This window comes from Nitratireductor soli (assembly GCF_001050155.1).
GTDB classification, from domain to species: Bacteria; Pseudomonadota; Alphaproteobacteria; order Rhizobiales; family Rhizobiaceae; genus Nitratireductor; species Nitratireductor soli.
Map to the genome: position 1 here is coordinate 54,893 of NZ_LFVY01000001.1, position 15,998 is coordinate 70,890.

The 15,998-nt window shown below is 65.0% G+C and carries 15 protein-coding genes; 10 read left to right on the top strand and 5 right to left on the bottom strand.

All coding sequences use genetic code 11. The features are described from left to right. Nucleotides 1–6 precede the first annotated feature (6 nt). The 3 genes from sdhA to msrA all read left to right on the top strand — a co-directional run bounded on the left by sdhA (nucleotide 7) and on the right by msrA (nucleotide 3,444). Entirely contained in the window at nucleotides 7–1,839 is a 1,833-nt protein-coding gene (sdhA, locus tag AB843_RS00305) for a succinate dehydrogenase flavoprotein subunit (RefSeq protein ID WP_048644796.1), read from the top strand. A gap of 12 nt (nucleotides 1,840–1,851) precedes the next feature. Then, nucleotides 1,852–2,634 (top strand): succinate dehydrogenase iron-sulfur subunit, encoded by a 783-nt coding sequence (locus AB843_RS00310; protein WP_048644797.1) that lies wholly within the window; start codon nucleotides 1,852–1,854, stop codon nucleotides 2,632–2,634. 165 nt (nucleotides 2,635–2,799) lie between these two features. Beyond that, nucleotides 2,800–3,444 carry a peptide-methionine (S)-S-oxide reductase MsrA gene (gene msrA, locus AB843_RS00315; RefSeq protein WP_048644798.1) on the top strand — a complete coding sequence of 215 codons (645 nt, stop codon included), beginning with the start codon at nucleotides 2,800–2,802 and terminating at the stop codon, nucleotides 3,442–3,444. Between the two features lie 101 nt (nucleotides 3,445–3,545). Here msrA and AB843_RS00320 read toward each other — a convergent pair whose 3' ends face one another. From AB843_RS00320 to AB843_RS00330, 3 genes are all read right to left on the bottom strand, one after another. Further along, a complete protein-coding gene (locus AB843_RS00320) occupies nucleotides 3,546–4,664 on the bottom strand; it encodes a Glu/Leu/Phe/Val family dehydrogenase (RefSeq protein ID WP_082143573.1) in 1,119 nt (372 codons plus the stop codon). Nucleotides 4,665–4,792: 128 nt separating this feature from the next. Continuing rightward, nucleotides 4,793–5,230: an OsmC family protein gene (locus AB843_RS00325; RefSeq protein ID WP_048644799.1), complete on the bottom strand. Its 438-nt coding sequence runs from the start codon at nucleotides 5,228–5,230 to the stop codon at nucleotides 4,793–4,795. Nucleotides 5,231–5,277: 47 nt separating this feature from the next. Next, nucleotides 5,278–6,528 (bottom strand): ubiquinone biosynthesis hydroxylase, encoded by a 1,251-nt coding sequence (locus AB843_RS00330; RefSeq protein WP_048644800.1) that lies wholly within the window; start codon nucleotides 6,526–6,528, stop codon nucleotides 5,278–5,280. A 228-nt stretch (nucleotides 6,529–6,756) separates the two neighbouring features. Here AB843_RS00330 and AB843_RS00335 point away from each other — a divergent pair, with 228 nt between their 5' ends. From AB843_RS00335 to xth, 6 genes are all read left to right on the top strand, one after another. Further along, a complete protein-coding gene (locus tag AB843_RS00335; RefSeq protein ID WP_048644801.1) occupies nucleotides 6,757–7,620 on the top strand; it encodes an acyl-CoA thioesterase in 864 nt (287 codons plus the stop codon). Nucleotides 7,621–7,839: 219 nt separating this feature from the next. After that, nucleotides 7,840–8,178 carry a P-II family nitrogen regulator gene (locus tag AB843_RS00340; RefSeq protein ID WP_048644802.1) on the top strand — a complete coding sequence of 113 codons (339 nt, stop codon included), beginning with the start codon at nucleotides 7,840–7,842 and terminating at the stop codon, nucleotides 8,176–8,178. 31 nt (nucleotides 8,179–8,209) lie between these two features. Beyond that, a complete protein-coding gene (amt, locus tag AB843_RS00345) occupies nucleotides 8,210–9,565 on the top strand; it encodes an ammonium transporter (protein ID WP_425286788.1) in 1,356 nt (451 codons plus the stop codon). Nucleotides 9,566–9,800: 235 nt separating this feature from the next. Next, nucleotides 9,801–12,332 carry a DNA translocase FtsK gene (locus tag AB843_RS00350; protein WP_048644803.1) on the top strand — a complete coding sequence of 844 codons (2,532 nt, stop codon included), beginning with the start codon at nucleotides 9,801–9,803 and terminating at the stop codon, nucleotides 12,330–12,332. A gap of 121 nt (nucleotides 12,333–12,453) precedes the next feature. After that, on the top strand, nucleotides 12,454–13,095 hold the full coding sequence (locus AB843_RS00355) for an outer membrane lipoprotein carrier protein LolA (RefSeq protein WP_048644804.1): 642 nt from the start codon (nucleotides 12,454–12,456) through the stop codon (nucleotides 13,093–13,095). 137 nt (nucleotides 13,096–13,232) lie between these two features. Next, nucleotides 13,233–14,039: an exodeoxyribonuclease III gene (xth, locus tag AB843_RS00360; protein WP_048644805.1), complete on the top strand. Its 807-nt coding sequence runs from the start codon at nucleotides 13,233–13,235 to the stop codon at nucleotides 14,037–14,039. Here xth and AB843_RS00365 read toward each other — a convergent pair whose 3' ends face one another. Both AB843_RS00365 and AB843_RS00370 read right to left on the bottom strand, forming a co-directional pair. After that, nucleotides 14,040–14,495, bottom strand: coding sequence for a Crp/Fnr family transcriptional regulator (locus tag AB843_RS00365; protein ID WP_048644806.1), 456 nt, complete (start codon nucleotides 14,493–14,495; stop codon nucleotides 14,040–14,042). Nucleotides 14,496–14,547: 52 nt separating this feature from the next. After that, a complete protein-coding gene (locus tag AB843_RS00370) occupies nucleotides 14,548–15,231 on the bottom strand; it encodes a response regulator transcription factor (protein ID WP_048644807.1) in 684 nt (227 codons plus the stop codon). A gap of 179 nt (nucleotides 15,232–15,410) precedes the next feature. Between AB843_RS00370 and AB843_RS00375 the strand changes: the two genes are divergently transcribed. Next, nucleotides 15,411–15,959 (top strand): L,D-transpeptidase family protein, encoded by a 549-nt coding sequence (locus AB843_RS00375; RefSeq protein ID WP_048644808.1) that lies wholly within the window; start codon nucleotides 15,411–15,413, stop codon nucleotides 15,957–15,959. Nucleotides 15,960–15,998 lie beyond the last annotated feature (39 nt).

Below are 15,998 nucleotides of genomic sequence, written 5' to 3' on the forward strand. Positions count from 1 at the left end.
CCGGTTATGGCAAAGGCAAACGAAAAGAAGGCCGCAAGCGCCTATACCTATGTCGATCATAAATTCGATGTCGTCGTCGTCGGCGCCGGCGGCGCGGGCCTGCGCGCCACGCTCGGCATGGCCGAGCAGGGCCTGAAGACGGCCTGCATCACCAAGGTCTTCCCGACCCGTTCGCACACGGTGGCGGCGCAGGGCGGCATCGCCGCCTCGCTGAAGAACATGGGCCCCGACCATTGGCAGTGGCATCTGTACGACACGGTGAAGGGCTCCGACTGGCTGGGCGATGTCGATGCGATGGAGTATCTGGCGCGCGAGGCGCCGGCCGCCGTCTACGAGCTCGAGCACTATGGCGTGCCCTTCTCGCGCACCGAGGACGGCAGGATCTACCAGCGGCCGTTCGGCGGCCACATGCAGAATTTCGGCGACGGCCCGCCCGTGCAGCGCACCTGTGCTGCCGCCGACCGCACCGGCCACGCCATCCTGCACACGCTCTACGGCCAGTCGGTGAAGAACCATGCGCAGTTCTTCATCGAGTATTTCGCCCTCGACTTGATCATGACGGACGGTGTTTGCACCGGCGTCGTGGCATGGAACCTCGAGGACGGCACCATCCATCGCTTCGCCGCCAAGATGGTGGTGCTGGCGACGGGCGGCTATGGCCGCGCCTATTTCTCCTGCACCTCGGCCCACACCTGCACGGGCGACGGCAACGGCATGGTGGCGCGTGCCGGCCTGCCGCTGCAGGACATGGAGTTCGTGCAGTTCCACCCGACCGGCATCTATGGCGCCGGCTGCCTGATCACCGAGGGCGTGCGCGGCGAGGGCGGCTATCTGGTCAATTCCGAGGGCGAGCGCTTCATGGAACGCTATGCGCCATCGGCCAAGGATCTCGCCTCGCGCGACGTCGTCTCGCGCTGCATGACCATCGAGATCCGCGAGGGCCGCGGCGTCGGCAAGAACAAGGATCACATCTTCCTGCATCTCGACCATCTCGACCCGGCGGTGATCCACGAGCGGCTGCCCGGCATCGCCGAATCGGCGAAGATCTTCGCCGGCGTCGACGTGACGCGCGAGCCGATCCCGGTGCTGCCGACGGTGCACTACAATATGGGCGGCATCCCGACCAATTACTGGGGCGAGGTGCTGAACCCGACCAAGGCCAACCCGGACGCCGTGGCGCCCGGCCTGATGGCCGTCGGCGAGGCGGCCTGCGCCTCCGTGCACGGCGCCAACCGGCTCGGCTCCAACTCGCTGATCGACCTGGTCGTGTTCGGCCGCGCCGCCGCCATCCGCGCCGGCGAGGTGGTCGACCGCGAAGCGGCGATCCCGGCGATCGACGAGGCGGCCTGCGACAAGATCATGGAGCGCTTCGACCGCATCCGCCATGCCGACGGCGCGACGCCGACGGCGGCGCTGCGCGAGAAGATGCAGCGCGCCATGCAGGAAGACGCCGCCGTGTTCCGCACCCAGGAATCGCTGGAGCAGGGCTGCAAGCGCATCAGCCAAGTCTGGAGCGAGCTTCCCGACGTCAAGGTCACCGACCGTTCGATGATCTGGAACTCGGACCTGATGGAGACGCTGGAGCTGGAAAACCTGATGACCAACGCCATCACCACGGTCTACGGCGCCGAAGCGCGCAAGGAGAGCCGCGGGGCGCACGCCCGCGAGGACTTCTCCGAGCGTGACGACAAGAAATGGCGCGTGCACACGCTGTCGCATGTGGACGAGAAGGGCAAGGTGACGCTGAGCTATCGTCCTGTCCACACCGAGCCGCTTTTGAAGGAAAAAGACGGCGGCATCGACCTGAAGAAAATCGCGCCCAAGGCGCGGGTTTATTGAGCCGAGGACGTCATGGTTGAAATCACCCTTCCCAAGAACTCCAAGGTCCATCAGGGCAAAGTCTGGCCGAAGCCCGAGGGCGCCAAGAGCCTGCGCGAGTACAAGGTCTACCGCTGGTCGCCGGACGACGGGGACAATCCGCGCGTCGACACCTATTACATCGACATGGACGATTGCGGGCCGATGGTGCTCGACGGGCTGATCTACATCAAGAACAAGATCGACCCGACGCTGACCTTCCGCCGCTCCTGCCGCGAGGGCATTTGCGGCTCGTGCGCCATGAACATCGACGGCACCAACACGCTGGCCTGCACCAAGGGCATGGACGAGGTGGCGCAGGCGGCCGTCAAGATCTACCCGCTGCCGCACATGCCGGTGGTGAAGGATCTGGTGCCGGACCTTTCGGTGCCCTATGCGCAGCTCTCCTCGATCGAGCCCTGGCTGCAGACCGTGACGCCGGAGCCGGCGACGGAATGGAAGCAGAGCCACGAGGACCGCACCAAGCTCGACGGGCTGTACGAATGCATCCTGTGCTTCTGCTGCCAGACTTCGTGCCCGAGCTATTGGTGGAACGGCGAGCGCTATCTCGGCCCCGCCGTGTTGCTGCAGGCCTATCGCTGGCTGATCGATAGCAGAGACGAGGCGACGGGCGAGCGGCTCGACAATCTGGAAGATCCGTTCCGGCTGTATCGCTGCCACACGATCATGAACTGCACCCAGGCCTGCCCGAAGGGGCTGAACCCGGCCAAGGCGATCGCCAACATCAAGAAGATGATGGTCGAGCGGCGGGTCTAGCACCGGTGCCGGCACGGCTGCCTCTGCTCCCTTCGCTACCGATCGCCGGCTGTGTGTCGATGGTCAGGCATGGGCGGTGCGTGCTCCTCACGCAAGCGTGTAACGGTTTGATTTGAATTCGCCCCATGGCGGGGTAGGTCTCTCCTGAACATAGGAGAGACTACCATGCTGCGACGCTTGTTTCTGGCTTCGGCGTTTTCCCTTGCCACCCTTGTGGGCGGCGTGCAGCCATCCCTTGCCGAAACGAAATCGGCGATTTTCGCCGGCGGCTGCTTCTGGTGCGTGGAAGCGGATTTCGATCATGTGCCGGGCGTCGTCGCCACCACATCCGGCTATGCCGGCGGCTCGACCAAGAACCCGACCTACCGCAACTATTCCTCCGGCGGCCACCGCGAGGTGGTGAAGATCGATTTCGACGATGCGAAGGTCAGCTATCAGCGGCTGGCGGAGATCTTCTTCCGCACGGTCGATCCGACCGATGCGGGCGGCCAGTTCTGCGACCGGGGCGAAAGCTATTCGACGGCCATCTACGCGCTCGACGACGCGCAGAAGGCGGCTGCAGAGAAGGCCAGGCAGGAAGCCGATGCGGCGCTCGGCGGCAAGGTGGTGACCCCGGTGCTTGGCGCGGCGACCTTCTGGCCGGCCGAGGACTATCACCAGAACTACTATCAGGGCGACAATCGCATCCTCAGCCGCTTCGGCCTGGTCAGGCAGTCGGATGCCTATGACGGCTATCGCAAGGGCTGCGGCCGCGACGCCCGGGTCAAGCAGGTCTGGGGCGAGGCGGCCTATAGCGGGATCGGGAAATAGGGCGCTGCGGGCAACCCCCCATCGTCATCCGGCCGACCGCAGGGAGAGCCGGGATGACGGTATAGGCGATTGCCCTGCCCACGTGTGGAGCGGGCACAGCGCTACTTCCGCGCCGCCTCGATCCGCTCATAGGCGATCTCCGCGGCGACATCGTTGGTCGAGCGGTTCTGTGCCTCGGCGCGCTGGAAAATGTCGGTCAGCGTGTCGGGAATCTGCGCCACTTTCGCCATTGTCGCCGCGCGATCGTAGCCGCCCGGCGCCAGTTCCGCCGCGACGTTGAGCAGGCCGCCGGCGTTGATGACGTAGTCCGGCGCGTAAAGAACGCCGCGCTGCAGAAGCAGCTTTGCATCCTCGTGCCGGGCGAGCTGGTTGTTGGCGGCGCCGGCGACGATCTTGGCGCCGAGCGACGGGATCGTCTCGGCCGAAAGCACGCCGCCCAGCGCGCAGGGCGCGAAGACCTGCGCCGGCACCTGGAGAATGGCGTCGGTCCCCACGCCTTCGGCGCCGAAGGCCTCGCCCGCCTGGCGGATGCGGACGGCGTCGATGTCGGTCACGGTCAGACGCGCGCCTTCGGCATGCAGCTTCTCGCACAGGGTCCAGCCGACGGAGCCCAATCCCTGCACGGCCACATGCACGCCGGCAAGCTTGTCGACGCCACGGTGCTTCAACGCGGCCTTGACGCCGAGGAACACGCCGTGCGCGGTGACGGGAGAGGGATTGCCACTGCCACCGACGGTGGTGCCGGTGACGTTGGGCGTGCGGGCGCGCAGGAAATCGGCATCGGCGACGGTGAAGCCGACATCCTCGCCGGTGTAGTACTGGCCGTCGAGGGCGGCCAGCATCTCGGCATAGGCTTCGAGCAGCGCGGGGGTCTTGTCGGTCTTCGCGTTGGCGATGATCAGCGCCTTGCCGCCGCCGAAATCCATCCCGGCGATGGCCGATTTGAAGGTCATGCCGCGCGACAGGCGCAGGACGTCGGTCAGCGCCGCCTCGAAGGTCTCGTGCGGCCAGACACGCGTGCCGCCCAGGCCGGGGCCGAGCGCCGTGTTGTGAATGGCGACGATGGCGTTCAGGCCGCGCTCCACGTCGCGGCCATGCCAGACGCGCTCGTGATTGTCGAACGCGTCCAGCCTGGAGGCCTCCGCCGTGATGTCGGTGATCGTCAGCGTGGTGTTTTCAGCCGGGACCCTGAGGGTCCGAGGCGTGTGAGTCTGCAGCATGTCAATCCTCCCGAACGGCTTGTTTCGTAAGGGAATTTTAGCTGCATCGCGCGTTTTTTGGTTGCGAAGTCTGCCCATCGTACGACCTTCCATTGCGCCGGCCGACGGATTTCATCGCAAATCTGTCGTCAGCCGTATTTGGCGTCCAGTGTAATCTCGATCGCGCCCAGCGCCTTCGAGACCGGGCACGAGGCCTTGGCCTTGTTGGCCATATCGAGGAATTTGTCTTCCGCCAGACCCGGCACGTTGCCGACCAGCGTCAAGGCGCTCTTGACGATCTCAAAGCCACCGCCCTGTGCCGGCTGCAGGGTTACGTCGGCGCGCACGTCCAGCTTGTCGGCCGGCGAACCGCTTTCGGCCAGCATATGCGAGAGCTGCATGGCGAAGCAGCCGGCATGGGCGCCGGCGATCAGCTCTTCCGGATTGGTGCCGGAGGTGCCGCTTTCATCCTGGAAGCGCGCCTTGAAGCCGAGCGGCAGCCCTTTCAGCGCGCCGCTTTGCGTGTCGAGGCTGCCCGAACCCTCGACCAGGGAACCTTTCCAGGTGACGTCCGCATGCCGTTTCATTGTCATGGTTTTCTTCCTCTTGGAAATAGTGCTGTGAACCATAAAAGCTAGATGGCCTCGCCGCGCAGCAGGCGCGGCGTGCCGGCCGACAGGCCTGAAGCCTGTCGGATGAAGTAACGTTTCATGCCGGGCATTCGTTCAACCAGGCCGAGACCGAAATCGCGCAACGCGCGCACGGGCATGAGATCGTTGGAGAAAAGACGGTTGAGAATATCCGTGGTGGCGCCCATCTGCACCGTGTCGAAGCGGCGCCAGCGCTCATAGCGCCGCAGCACGTCGAGCGCGCCGATGTCCTCGCCGAGCCGCTCGGCCTCAACGATCACCTCGGCCAGCGCGGCGGCATCCTTGAAGCCGAGATTGAGGCCCTGGCCGGCAATCGGGTGGATGCCGTGGGCGGCGTCGCCGGCCAGCGCGAAGCGCGGCTTGACGAAATCGCGCGCCAGCGTCAGGCCCAGCGGCCAGGCGCGGCGCTGGCCCTCGACGCGGATTTCGCCAAGCTTGAGGCCGAAGCGCAACTCGAGTTCCTGTTCGAAGACGAGGTCGTCCTCCTTCACCAGCCGTTCCGCATCGGCGGTTCGCTCGGTCCAGACGATGGAGGAGCGGTTGCCCTTGAGCGGCAGGGTGGCGAAAGGGCCGGCGGGCAGGAAATGCTCTTCGGCCCGGCCATTGTGCGGCCGTTCATGCGCCACGGTGCAGACGATGCCGGACTGGCCGTATTCCCAATGCACCGTCTTGATGCCGGCCATGTCGCGCAGGCGCGAGCGCACGCCGTCGGCGGCGATCAGCAGCCGGGCGCGACACGAGCCGCCGTCGCCAAGCCGCGCCTCGATGTGTCCGCCGGCGTTGATGAAATCCTCGACGGCGACGCCTTCGATGATCTCGATGCCGCGTTCGGCGGCGCGGGCGCGCAGCGCGCCGTTCAGATGGCGGTTCATCACCATATGGGCGAAGGGCTCGCCTGCCTCGGTCTCGCCGCCGAAGGTGAGGAAGACCGGGCGGACGGGATCGGCGGTGCGCGAATCGGTGATCACCATCTCGGTGATGGGCTGCGCTTCCGGCTCGATCTCCTGCCAGCAATCGAGCCGCTGCAGCATGCGGCAGGCGGCAGCGGCAATCGCCGAGGCGCGCCCGTCGCGCTGCCAGACGCCCGCGGGCGCGGCATCCACCACGGCGATGCGCAATCGCGGATGGGCGTGGGCGATGGAGACCGCGGTGGCGAGGCCGACATAGCCGGCGCCGGCGATCAATATGTCCAGCTCGCGCGTGGCGCCGTCCTTCGTGCGCGTACCCTTGGCCATGCCGTTGCTCCAATTCTCATCATTACAGTTTGCGCCGACTTGCGGGCCTTGCCTTGACTTACAGCGCCGCGCATCCGATTGGATGCGCAAAGGACGCTGCAACTCTTTGACAGGATGCATGTACGTTATCATTCAAATGAATCCATTTGAATGCGACATGCATCAGGGCCCGTCATCGTCTTGGAAACCTGCAGCGCGTACAGGATAGCCGCCGGAGGGGACCCTTTTATGTCGGCCATGCAAGACCTTCTCGCCATACTCGATCTTGAGCGGCTGGAACACAATCTGTTTCGTGGTCGCAGCCCGCAGGTGGGCTGGCAGCGTGTTTTCGGCGGCCAGGTGATCGGCCAGGCGCTGGTCGCCGCGCAGCGCACGGTCGATGCGGCGCGCCATGTCCATTCCTTGCATTGCTATTTCATGCGGCCGGGCGACCCCGCCGTGCCGATCATCTATGAGGTGGACCGCATCCGCGATGGCGGCAGCTTCACCACGCGGCGCGTGGTGGCGATCCAGCACGGCCATGCGATCTTTTCGCTGTCGGCGTCGTTCCAGCGCGACGAGCCGGGGCTGGATCACCAGATCCCCATGCCGCAGAACGTGCCGCCGGCCGACAATCTGCGCACCCAGCGCGAATTCCTCGAGGAGTTCGGCGACCGGGTGCCGGAGAACATCCGCCGCTACTGGGCGCGCGAGCGGCCGATCGAGGTGCGGCCCGTGATGGTCGAGCATTATACGAGCCGCGACAAGCTGCCGCCGCGCCAGGATGTGTGGATCCGCACCACCGGTCCGGTGCCCGACGAGCGGCCGCTGCAGGCGGCGGTGCTTGCCTATCTGTCGGACATGACGCTGCTCGACACATCGACCTTCGCCCATGGCCGCTCGGGCTTCGATCCCGACATCCAGATGGCCAGCCTCGACCACGCGATGTGGTTCCACCGGCCGCACAAGCTCGACGGCTGGCTGCTCTACACGCAGGACAGTCCCTCGGCGCAAGGCGCGCGCGGTTTTTCGCGCGGCAGTCTTTACGGCCTCGATGGAACGCTGGTTGCCTCGGTGGCGCAGGAAGGCCTTGTGCGTATGCGTACAAAATAGGCAAAGCGATAATTCTGCATATTTATTAGTCATTTGCGTGCTGTCCGGGCCGGCTGGCATGCGTTGGCGTATCCATTTTTTCCTTTATTTACAAAGCTGTACCAATCGTTGAGCGCAACTGGCACGGTATTTGGTTCACCTTTGCCGTCGCGGTCCGCCTGCGGGTGACCGGCGATGCAGGCAACCCGCGGGAATCCGCTACAGCAAAGGTGAACTGCCATGAAAATCGTGATGGCAATCGTCAAGCCCTTCAAACTCGAGGCCGTGCGCGACGCGCTGACCGGTCTGGGCATTCACGGCCTCACCGTGACGGAAGTGAAGGGCTATGGGCGACAGAAGGGGCATACCGAGATTTACCGCGGCGCCGAATATGCCGTGACCTTCCTCCCCAAGGTCAAGATCGAAGTCGCCGTCGACGACGATCTGACCGACCGCGTGGTCGAGGCGATCGCCGAGGCGGCCCGCACCGGGCAGATCGGCGACGGCAAGATCTTCGTCCACTCGCTTGAAAAGGCGGTGCGCATCCGCACCGGCGAAACCGACACCGATGCGCTCTAGGCGGCGGACAATTCCGATGGAGAAACACATGATGTACCAAGCAATCACACGCGCTGCGCGTCCGCTGGCGCTGGGCGGGCTGGCGCTCGCCGCCGTGTCGTTTCCGGCGTTCGCCCAGGAAACCACGGAAGCTGCGGAAGCGGCCACCGGGCCCGAATTCGCCACGGTGGCGGAAACCGCCTTCATCTTCAACACGCTTCTGTTCCTGATCGGCGGCTTCCTCGTCATGTGGATGGCCGCCGGTTTCGCCATGCTGGAAGCCGGCATGGTGCGCACCAAGAACGTATCCATGCAGCTCCTCAAGAACATCGCGCTCTATTCCATCGCCGGCATCATGTACTGGGTGGTGGGTTACAGCCTGATGTATGTCGACGTGTCGGGCTATATCGGCAGCTTCGCCGCCTATGGCTGGCCCGATGCGGGCACGGCCAACGAAGGCGACTATTCGGTCGCTTCCGACTGGTTCTTCCAGATGGTGTTCGTGGCGACCGCAGCCTCGATCGTCTCCGGCACGCTGGCCGAGCGCATCAAGCTCTGGCCGTTTCTGCTGTTCGTCGTCGTGCTGACCGGCTTCATCTACCCGATCGCCGGATCGTGGAAATGGGGCGCCGGCTGGCTCGACGCCATGGGCTTCCAGGACTTCGCCGGCTCGACGCTGGTCCATTCGGTCGGCGGCTGGGCAGCGCTGGCGGGCGCCCTCCTGCTCGGCGCGCGCAATGGCAAATACACCCCCGACGGCAAGGTCGCGCCGATCCCCGGTTCCAACATGGCGCTGGCGACCCTCGGCACGTTCATCCTGTGGCTCGGCTGGTTCGGCTTCAACGGCGCCTCGCAGCTCGCCATGGGAACGAATGCCGACGTGTCCGATATCAGCCGCATCTTCGCCAACACCAACCTGGCGGCGGCCGGCGGCGTGGTGGCGGCGCTGGTCCTGACGCAGCTCCTGTACAAGAAGGTCGACATCACCTTCGTCCTGAACGGCGCGCTGGCGGGCCTCGTCTCGATCACGGCCGAGCCGCTGACGCCAAGCCCGCTGATGGCGATCATCATCGGGGCGATCGGCGGCATCATCGTGGTTCTGTCGGTGCCGCTGCTCGACAAGCTCAAGATCGACGATGTGGTGGGCGCGATTCCCGTGCACCTGATCGCCGGCATCTGGGGCACGATGGCCGTGCCGCTGACCAATGGCGATGCCAGCTTCGGCGTGCAGTTTATCGGCGTCGCCGCCTATGCGGTGTTCACCTTCGTCGCATCCTTCGTCGTCTGGATGGCGCTGAAGGCGTCGATCGGACTGCGGGTCAGCGCCGAGGACGAGATGAACGGGCTCGACGTCGCGGAAGTGGGCGTGGAAGCCTATCCGGAGTTCATCGCCGTTCATGGGCGCTGAGCCGAAGCAAAGTCTACCCTGGCGACCGGCGCGTTCACGCCGGCCGTCATTCCTGGAGGCCCGGTTCATCCGGGCCTCTTTCTTATGTGCAGACGGCTATCCAGGAATCCGGCGAGAAATCCGCCACGCGCCGTGCATGGTTAATGCCGCCTTAACCTTCCCCTCGCTAGGGTTCGACAGAGCAATCACGGCGCCTGGCGCGCCGCCAGCAACGCGCGAGCGGAGAATTATGCGCATGAGTTCGGGGTCTTCCGCATTCTTGACGATCGGTGACAATGCCTACGGGTTGCACGCTTTCCTGCGGCGGCAGGCGGCGCGGCTCGCGGGCCTGGCGCTCATCGCCTTCGTCGCCTTCGCACTGGGCAGTCTTGCGACATGGAGCGTGGCCGATCCAAGCTTCAGCCATGCGACGGCCAATCCGGTCACCAATGCGATGGGCTATCCCGGCGCGGTCTTCTCCGATCTCGCCATGCAATTCTATGGCCTTGCCGCCGTGGCGGGCCTGGTGCCCGCCGTGTTCTGGGGAGTGCTCCTGCTTGTCGGACAGGACATGGACAGGCCGCTCCGGCGCGCCGCCGCCTGGTTTGCGGGCGCGGTCATCGCCGCCGGCGTGGTCGGCTCGTTCGCGCCGCCGACCACGTGGCCGCTGCCGACCGGGCTTGGCGGCGTCCTGGGCGACATGCTCTTGTCCGTGCCGGCGAAGCTGACCGGCAGCTACCCGGGCGGGTTCATCGGTTTCGTCATCGCCGCCGTGCTGGCCTTCCCGGCCGGATGGCTGCTCCTGTTCGGCGCCGGCGCGCTCGGCCGGCCGCAGGACGATTTGTTCGACGCGGAGATGGAGGACGAGGCGCCGTTCGACGACGCCGACGATGCCGATGGCGGCTTCGTCATCCTCGGCTATGTGGCCCATTGGTGGCTCTCGCTGCAGGCTTTCTTCCGGCGCAATTTCGCCCACTCGGCACCGAGCCTGCGCGAACCTGCCTCTATCGACGGGCCGGAGAGCGAGGACGAGCGTTTCGACGATTTCGACATGGACATGCGCGTCGAGCCGGATTTCGATCACGAACCCACGCTGCGCCGGGGTCCGGCGGACGAGGACGACTACACCTATGCGCGTGAAGCCGCCGACGCGCCGGCCGGCAGGGCGGGCGTGGTGGAAAAACGCGTCGACAATCCCGCGCCGCGCCCCGTCGAGGGCGCACGGGTGCGCCGCGAGGCGCAGACCTCGCTGCTCGACAATGGTGTGTTCGAACTGCCGCAACTGCATCTTCTGGCCGAACCCAAGGCGTCGGCGCGCGACCCGATGCTGTCGAAGGATGCGCTGGAACAGAATGCGCGGCTGCTTGAAGGCGTGCTCGAGGATTTCGGCGTCAAGGGCGAGATCATCCATGTGCGGCCCGGCCCCGTGGTGACACTTTACGAACTCGAGCCGGCGCCCGGCATCAAATCGTCGCGCGTCATCGGCCTGGCCGACGACATCGCCCGCTCGATGAGCGCCATCGCCGCCCGCGTCGCCGTGGTGCCGGGGCGCAACGCCATCGGCATCGAGCTGCCGAATTCGACGCGCGAGACGGTTTATCTGCGCGAGCTGCTGGCCAGCCGCGACTTCGAGACCAGCAAGGCCAAGCTGGCGCTGGGGCTGGGCAAGACGATCAATGGCGAGGCGGTGATCGCCGATCTCGCCAAGATGCCGCACCTGCTGGTCGCCGGCACGACCGGCTCGGGCAAATCGGTGGCCATCAACACGATGATCCTGTCGCTGCTCTACCGCATGACGCCGGAGCAGTGCCGCCTGATCATGATCGATCCGAAGATGCTGGAACTGTCGATCTACGATGGCATCCCGCATCTGCTCACCCCCGTGGTGACCGATCCGAAGAAGGCCGTCGTCGCGCTGAAATGGACCGTGCGCGAGATGGAGGACCGCTACCGCAAGATGTCCAAGGTCGGCGTGCGCAACATCGAGGGCTTCAACCAGCGCGTCGTCGCCGCCGCCAAGAAGGGCGAAACGATCACGCGGACCGTGCAGACGGGCTTCGACCGGGAGACCGGCGAGGCGATCTACGAGAGCGAGGATCTGGATCTCGAGCCGATGCCGTTCATCGTCGTCATCATCGACGAGATGGCCGATCTGATGATGGTCGCCGGCAAGGACATCGAGGGCGCCGTGCAGCGCCTGGCGCAGATGGCGCGCGCCGCCGGCATCCATGTCGTCATGGCGACGCAGCGTCCGTCGGTCGACGTCATCACCGGCACGATCAAGGCCAATTTCCCGACGCGCATCTCCTTCCAGGTCACATCGAAGATCGACAGCCGCACCATTCTGGGCGAGCAGGGGGCCGAACAGCTGTTGGGCATGGGCGACATGCTGTACATGGCCGGCGGCGGGCGCATCCAGCGCGTGCACGGCCCGTTCGTCTCCGACAGTGAGGTGGAGAGCATCGTCTCGCATCTGAAGGTGCAGGGCGTGCCGGATTATCTCGATGCCGTGACCGAGGACGACGACGAGGATGATAGCGCGTCCGGCGGTGGCGGTGGTGGGGGTGGAGGCAATCTAGCCGATTCCGACGATCCCTACGACCAGGCTGTTTCGGTGGTGCTGCGCGACGGCAAGGCCTCGACAAGCTACATCCAGCGCCGGCTCGGCATCGGCTACAACCGCGCCGCCTCGATCATCGAGCGGATGGAAGAAGAGGGCATCGTCGGGCCGGCCAACCATGCGGGCAAACGCGAGATACTGGTGCCGACCGAGCAAGAAGATATCTGACGCCGCTCGATCGATGGCGGTTCTGCGCTGGAACCTGAGCGGGTGCAGGCCTGTTCATCGGATAGCCCAATTTAAGCCCCACTGGGAGGCTATCCGAGAATAAACGTGGAGATCGAGTACGATGAAAGATCGGGTAACCGGTATTCCGGGGCGGTGCGCGGCGATGATCGCGGTGGTGGTTGCCGCCCTTTGCGCGGCAGCTCTTCCTTCCCTCGGCGCGACGCCCGAGAGCGCCCAGCGCATCGCCTCGCACTTTTCCAGCGTGCGCACCATGACCGGCGAATTCGTTCAGTTCGGCCCGCGCGGCGAGCAGACCGGCGGGAAATTCTACATCGAGCGGCCGGGCAAGATCCGCTTCGACTATGAGGAGCCGTCGGGCTTCCGTGTCACGTCGGACGGCGATTCGGTTGTCATCCAGAACAAGAAGCTGAACACGGCCGACCTCTATCCGCTGTCGAAGACGCCGCTGAAGCTGCTGCTCGACGAACGCATCGACCTTTCGGGCGACAAGGTGCAGACGGTGAAGGAGGATACGGACCTGACGACCATCAAGATGGTCGACAAGTCGGTGTTCGGCAACGCGACCATCACCATGATGTTCGATTCGAAATCCTACGACCTGCGCCAGTGGACCATCACCGACGCCCAGGGCAAGGACACGACGGTGATGATCTTCAACGTCAAGCAGGGGGTCACCTTCGACCCGAGCGTGTTCAAGATCGACTATCGCCGCGTCGACGAGATCAGCCGGCAGAAGCGCTGATTCCATCGCCGTCCGCGCGGTTTCCGGGCTGAAGGTTGTGGACAGGGGGCGGCCGATGGGCGCAGCGGGAACGCGCGCTTGTCATCGCGGTGGGTTGCGGGCAGGTTTACGGTCCGCAAACCAGTCCGGACCGCCTCATGCCCTTCACCATCGCCACCTGGAACATCAATTCAGTGCGCCTGCGCATGCCGATCGTGCAGCAGTTCCTGGAGCGCTATCGCCCGGACGTGCTGTGCCTGCAGGAAACCAAGTGCCAGGACGATCAGTTTCCAGCATCGGCCTTTCGCAAGCTCGGCTACGAGCACATGGCGATCCATGGGCAGAAGGGCTATCACGGCGTGGCGACCGTTTCGCTGCGTCCGCTGGAGCTGGTCGAGAAGCGCGAATTCTGCCGCATGGGCGACAGCCGGCACATCTCCGTCGCGGTCAATGCCGGCGGGCGGCGGCTGGTTCTGCACAATTTCTACGTTCCGGCGGGGGGCGACGAGCCGGACCCCGAAATCAACGTGAAGTTCCGCCACAAGCTCGATTTCCTGGCCGAGATGCACGCGTTGCGCGCCGACCATGACGACGCTTCGGGCACGATCCTGGTGGGCGACCTCAACATCGCGCCGCTGGAAACGGATGTCTGGTCGCACAAGCAGTTGCTGAAGGTTGTCAGCCACACGCCGGTGGAAACCGAGGGGCTTGAACGCCTGCGGGAAGAGGGCGGCTGGGTCGACTTGATGCGCCAGTATGTTCCGCCGGAGGAAAAGCTGTTCACCTGGTGGAGCTACCGGGCGCGCGACTGGGAGATTTCTGACCGCGGGCGCCGGCTCGACCATGTCTGGGCGTCGCCCAACCTGTCGCCGGCGCTCAACCGCATCGAGGTGCTGCGCGAGGCGCGTGGCTGGGACCGGCCGTCCGACCACGTGCCGGTGATCGCCGGTTTCGATCTGGGTTGATTATTCGATCAGCCGCGAAGCGACGCGCTCCATGCGGGCAAGCATCGCCTGGAGATTGGCGGCGATGCGCCGGTGCAACTGCACGGCGGTTTCGGGGAATTCCTCGAGAATGCGGTGGAAGGTGGAGCGGCTCAGCCTGATCAGGCGCGCGTCGGATTCCGTCGCGGCACTGGTGACGCGCTTGCCTTCGGTGATCAGGGCCAGTTCGCCGAGGATCGTTCCGGGACCAAAGCGGTCGACGATCTGGCGCGCGCCGTCCCGCTCGGTGAAGAGAACGACATTGCCCGAGGCGACGATGAAGGCGCAATCGGCCAGGCCGCCTTCGACGTAGATGTCGCGTCCGGCGCCCAGCGTCATGCTCTCGGCGCCGAAGGCCATCAGGCGCAACTGCTCATGCGTGAACCCTGCAAAAAGACCCACGCCGGACAGAACGCGAATATCATCGTCCAGCGCCATTCCGTTGTCCCCAACTCACTCCCGGCAATCCCCGTACGCCCTCACGGCGCTCTCACGGAACGAGCTTGTATCCACCGCTTTCTGTCACAAGAATTTCGGCTTTGGAAGGATCGCGTTCGATCTTTTGCCGGAGACGGTAGACGTGGGTTTCCAGAGTGTGGGTGGTGACGCCGGAATTGTAGCCCCAGACCTCCTCCAGCAGCACGTCGCGTGTCACCACCTTCTCCTCGGCGCGATACAGATATTTTATGATCGCCGCTTCCTTCTCGGTCAGGCGGATCTTGCCGCCGCGCTCGTCGATCAGCAGCTTCTGCGACGGCTTGAAGGTGTAGGGACCGACGGAGAAGGTCGCGTCCTCGCTCTGCTCGTGCTGGCGCAACTGGGCGCGGATGCGCGCCAGAAGCACGGCGAAGCGGAACGGCTTGGTCACGTAATCGTTGGCGCCGGCTTCGAGCCCGAGAATCGTGTCCGAATCGGTGTCCTGCGCCGTCAGCATGATGATCGGCGCGCGATAGCCGCCCTTGCGCAAAAGCTTGACCGCCTCGCGGCCATCCATGTCGGGCAGGCCGACATCCATGATCAGAATGTCGACGATGGCGCTGCGGGCCGCCTGCACGCCCTTGGTGGCGGTGGCTTCCTGCAGGATGTCGAACTCCTCGTAGAGCGCAAGCTGTTCGACCAGCGTCGCCCGGAGGTCTTCGTCGTCATCGACGATAAGGATGGTGCGTGACGTCATGTTTCAATCCAGTATCCGGGCCAGTACCAGGCCGCTATCCAGAAACAAGCCAGCCGGTCCGCATGGAAACCCCATGTTGACCATTCCAGCTTTATGCGGAACGTGACAGTGCAAAAAGACCATGGCGACCATTTGTTCCACAGGGCGGATCATATTCCAATAATTGGGGATTTCGAACCATGCGCGGACAAACCGGCAACACGGTGAAGCTGATCGAGGTGCGCCGGCGGCCGGGATGCCCCACGCAGGGCCTGCTGACGGTGGGGCCGCTGGCGTTTGCCTGCGCGCTCGGACGCGGCGGAACGGCGATGCTCAAGCGCGAGGGAGACGGCGCCACGCCAATGGCGACGCTGCGCCTTCTCTACGGCTATTTTCGTGGCGACCGGGCGCGTTCGGGACCGCCGCGAGCGCGCTTTTCGATGACGGCGATCGATGCCCGCGACGGCTGGTGCGATGCGTCGGGCGACCGCAACTACAACCGTCCGGTGCGCCTGCCCTATCCGGCGAGCCACGAGACGATGCGGCGCGACGACCGCCTGTACGATGTCTGCATGGTCACCGACTGGAACATGCGCCCGGCGATGCGCCGGCGCGGCAGCGCCATTTTCCTGCACATCGCCAAGCCCGGTTTCGCCCCGACGGAGGGGTGCATCGCCGTTGCGCCACGGGCGATGGCGCGAATCCTGCCGCTGATCGGCCCGCAAACGCTGATCAGGGTGCATCGCTAGTGCAACGCTTCAACTGAAATGAAGGCTTCGCATTCATTT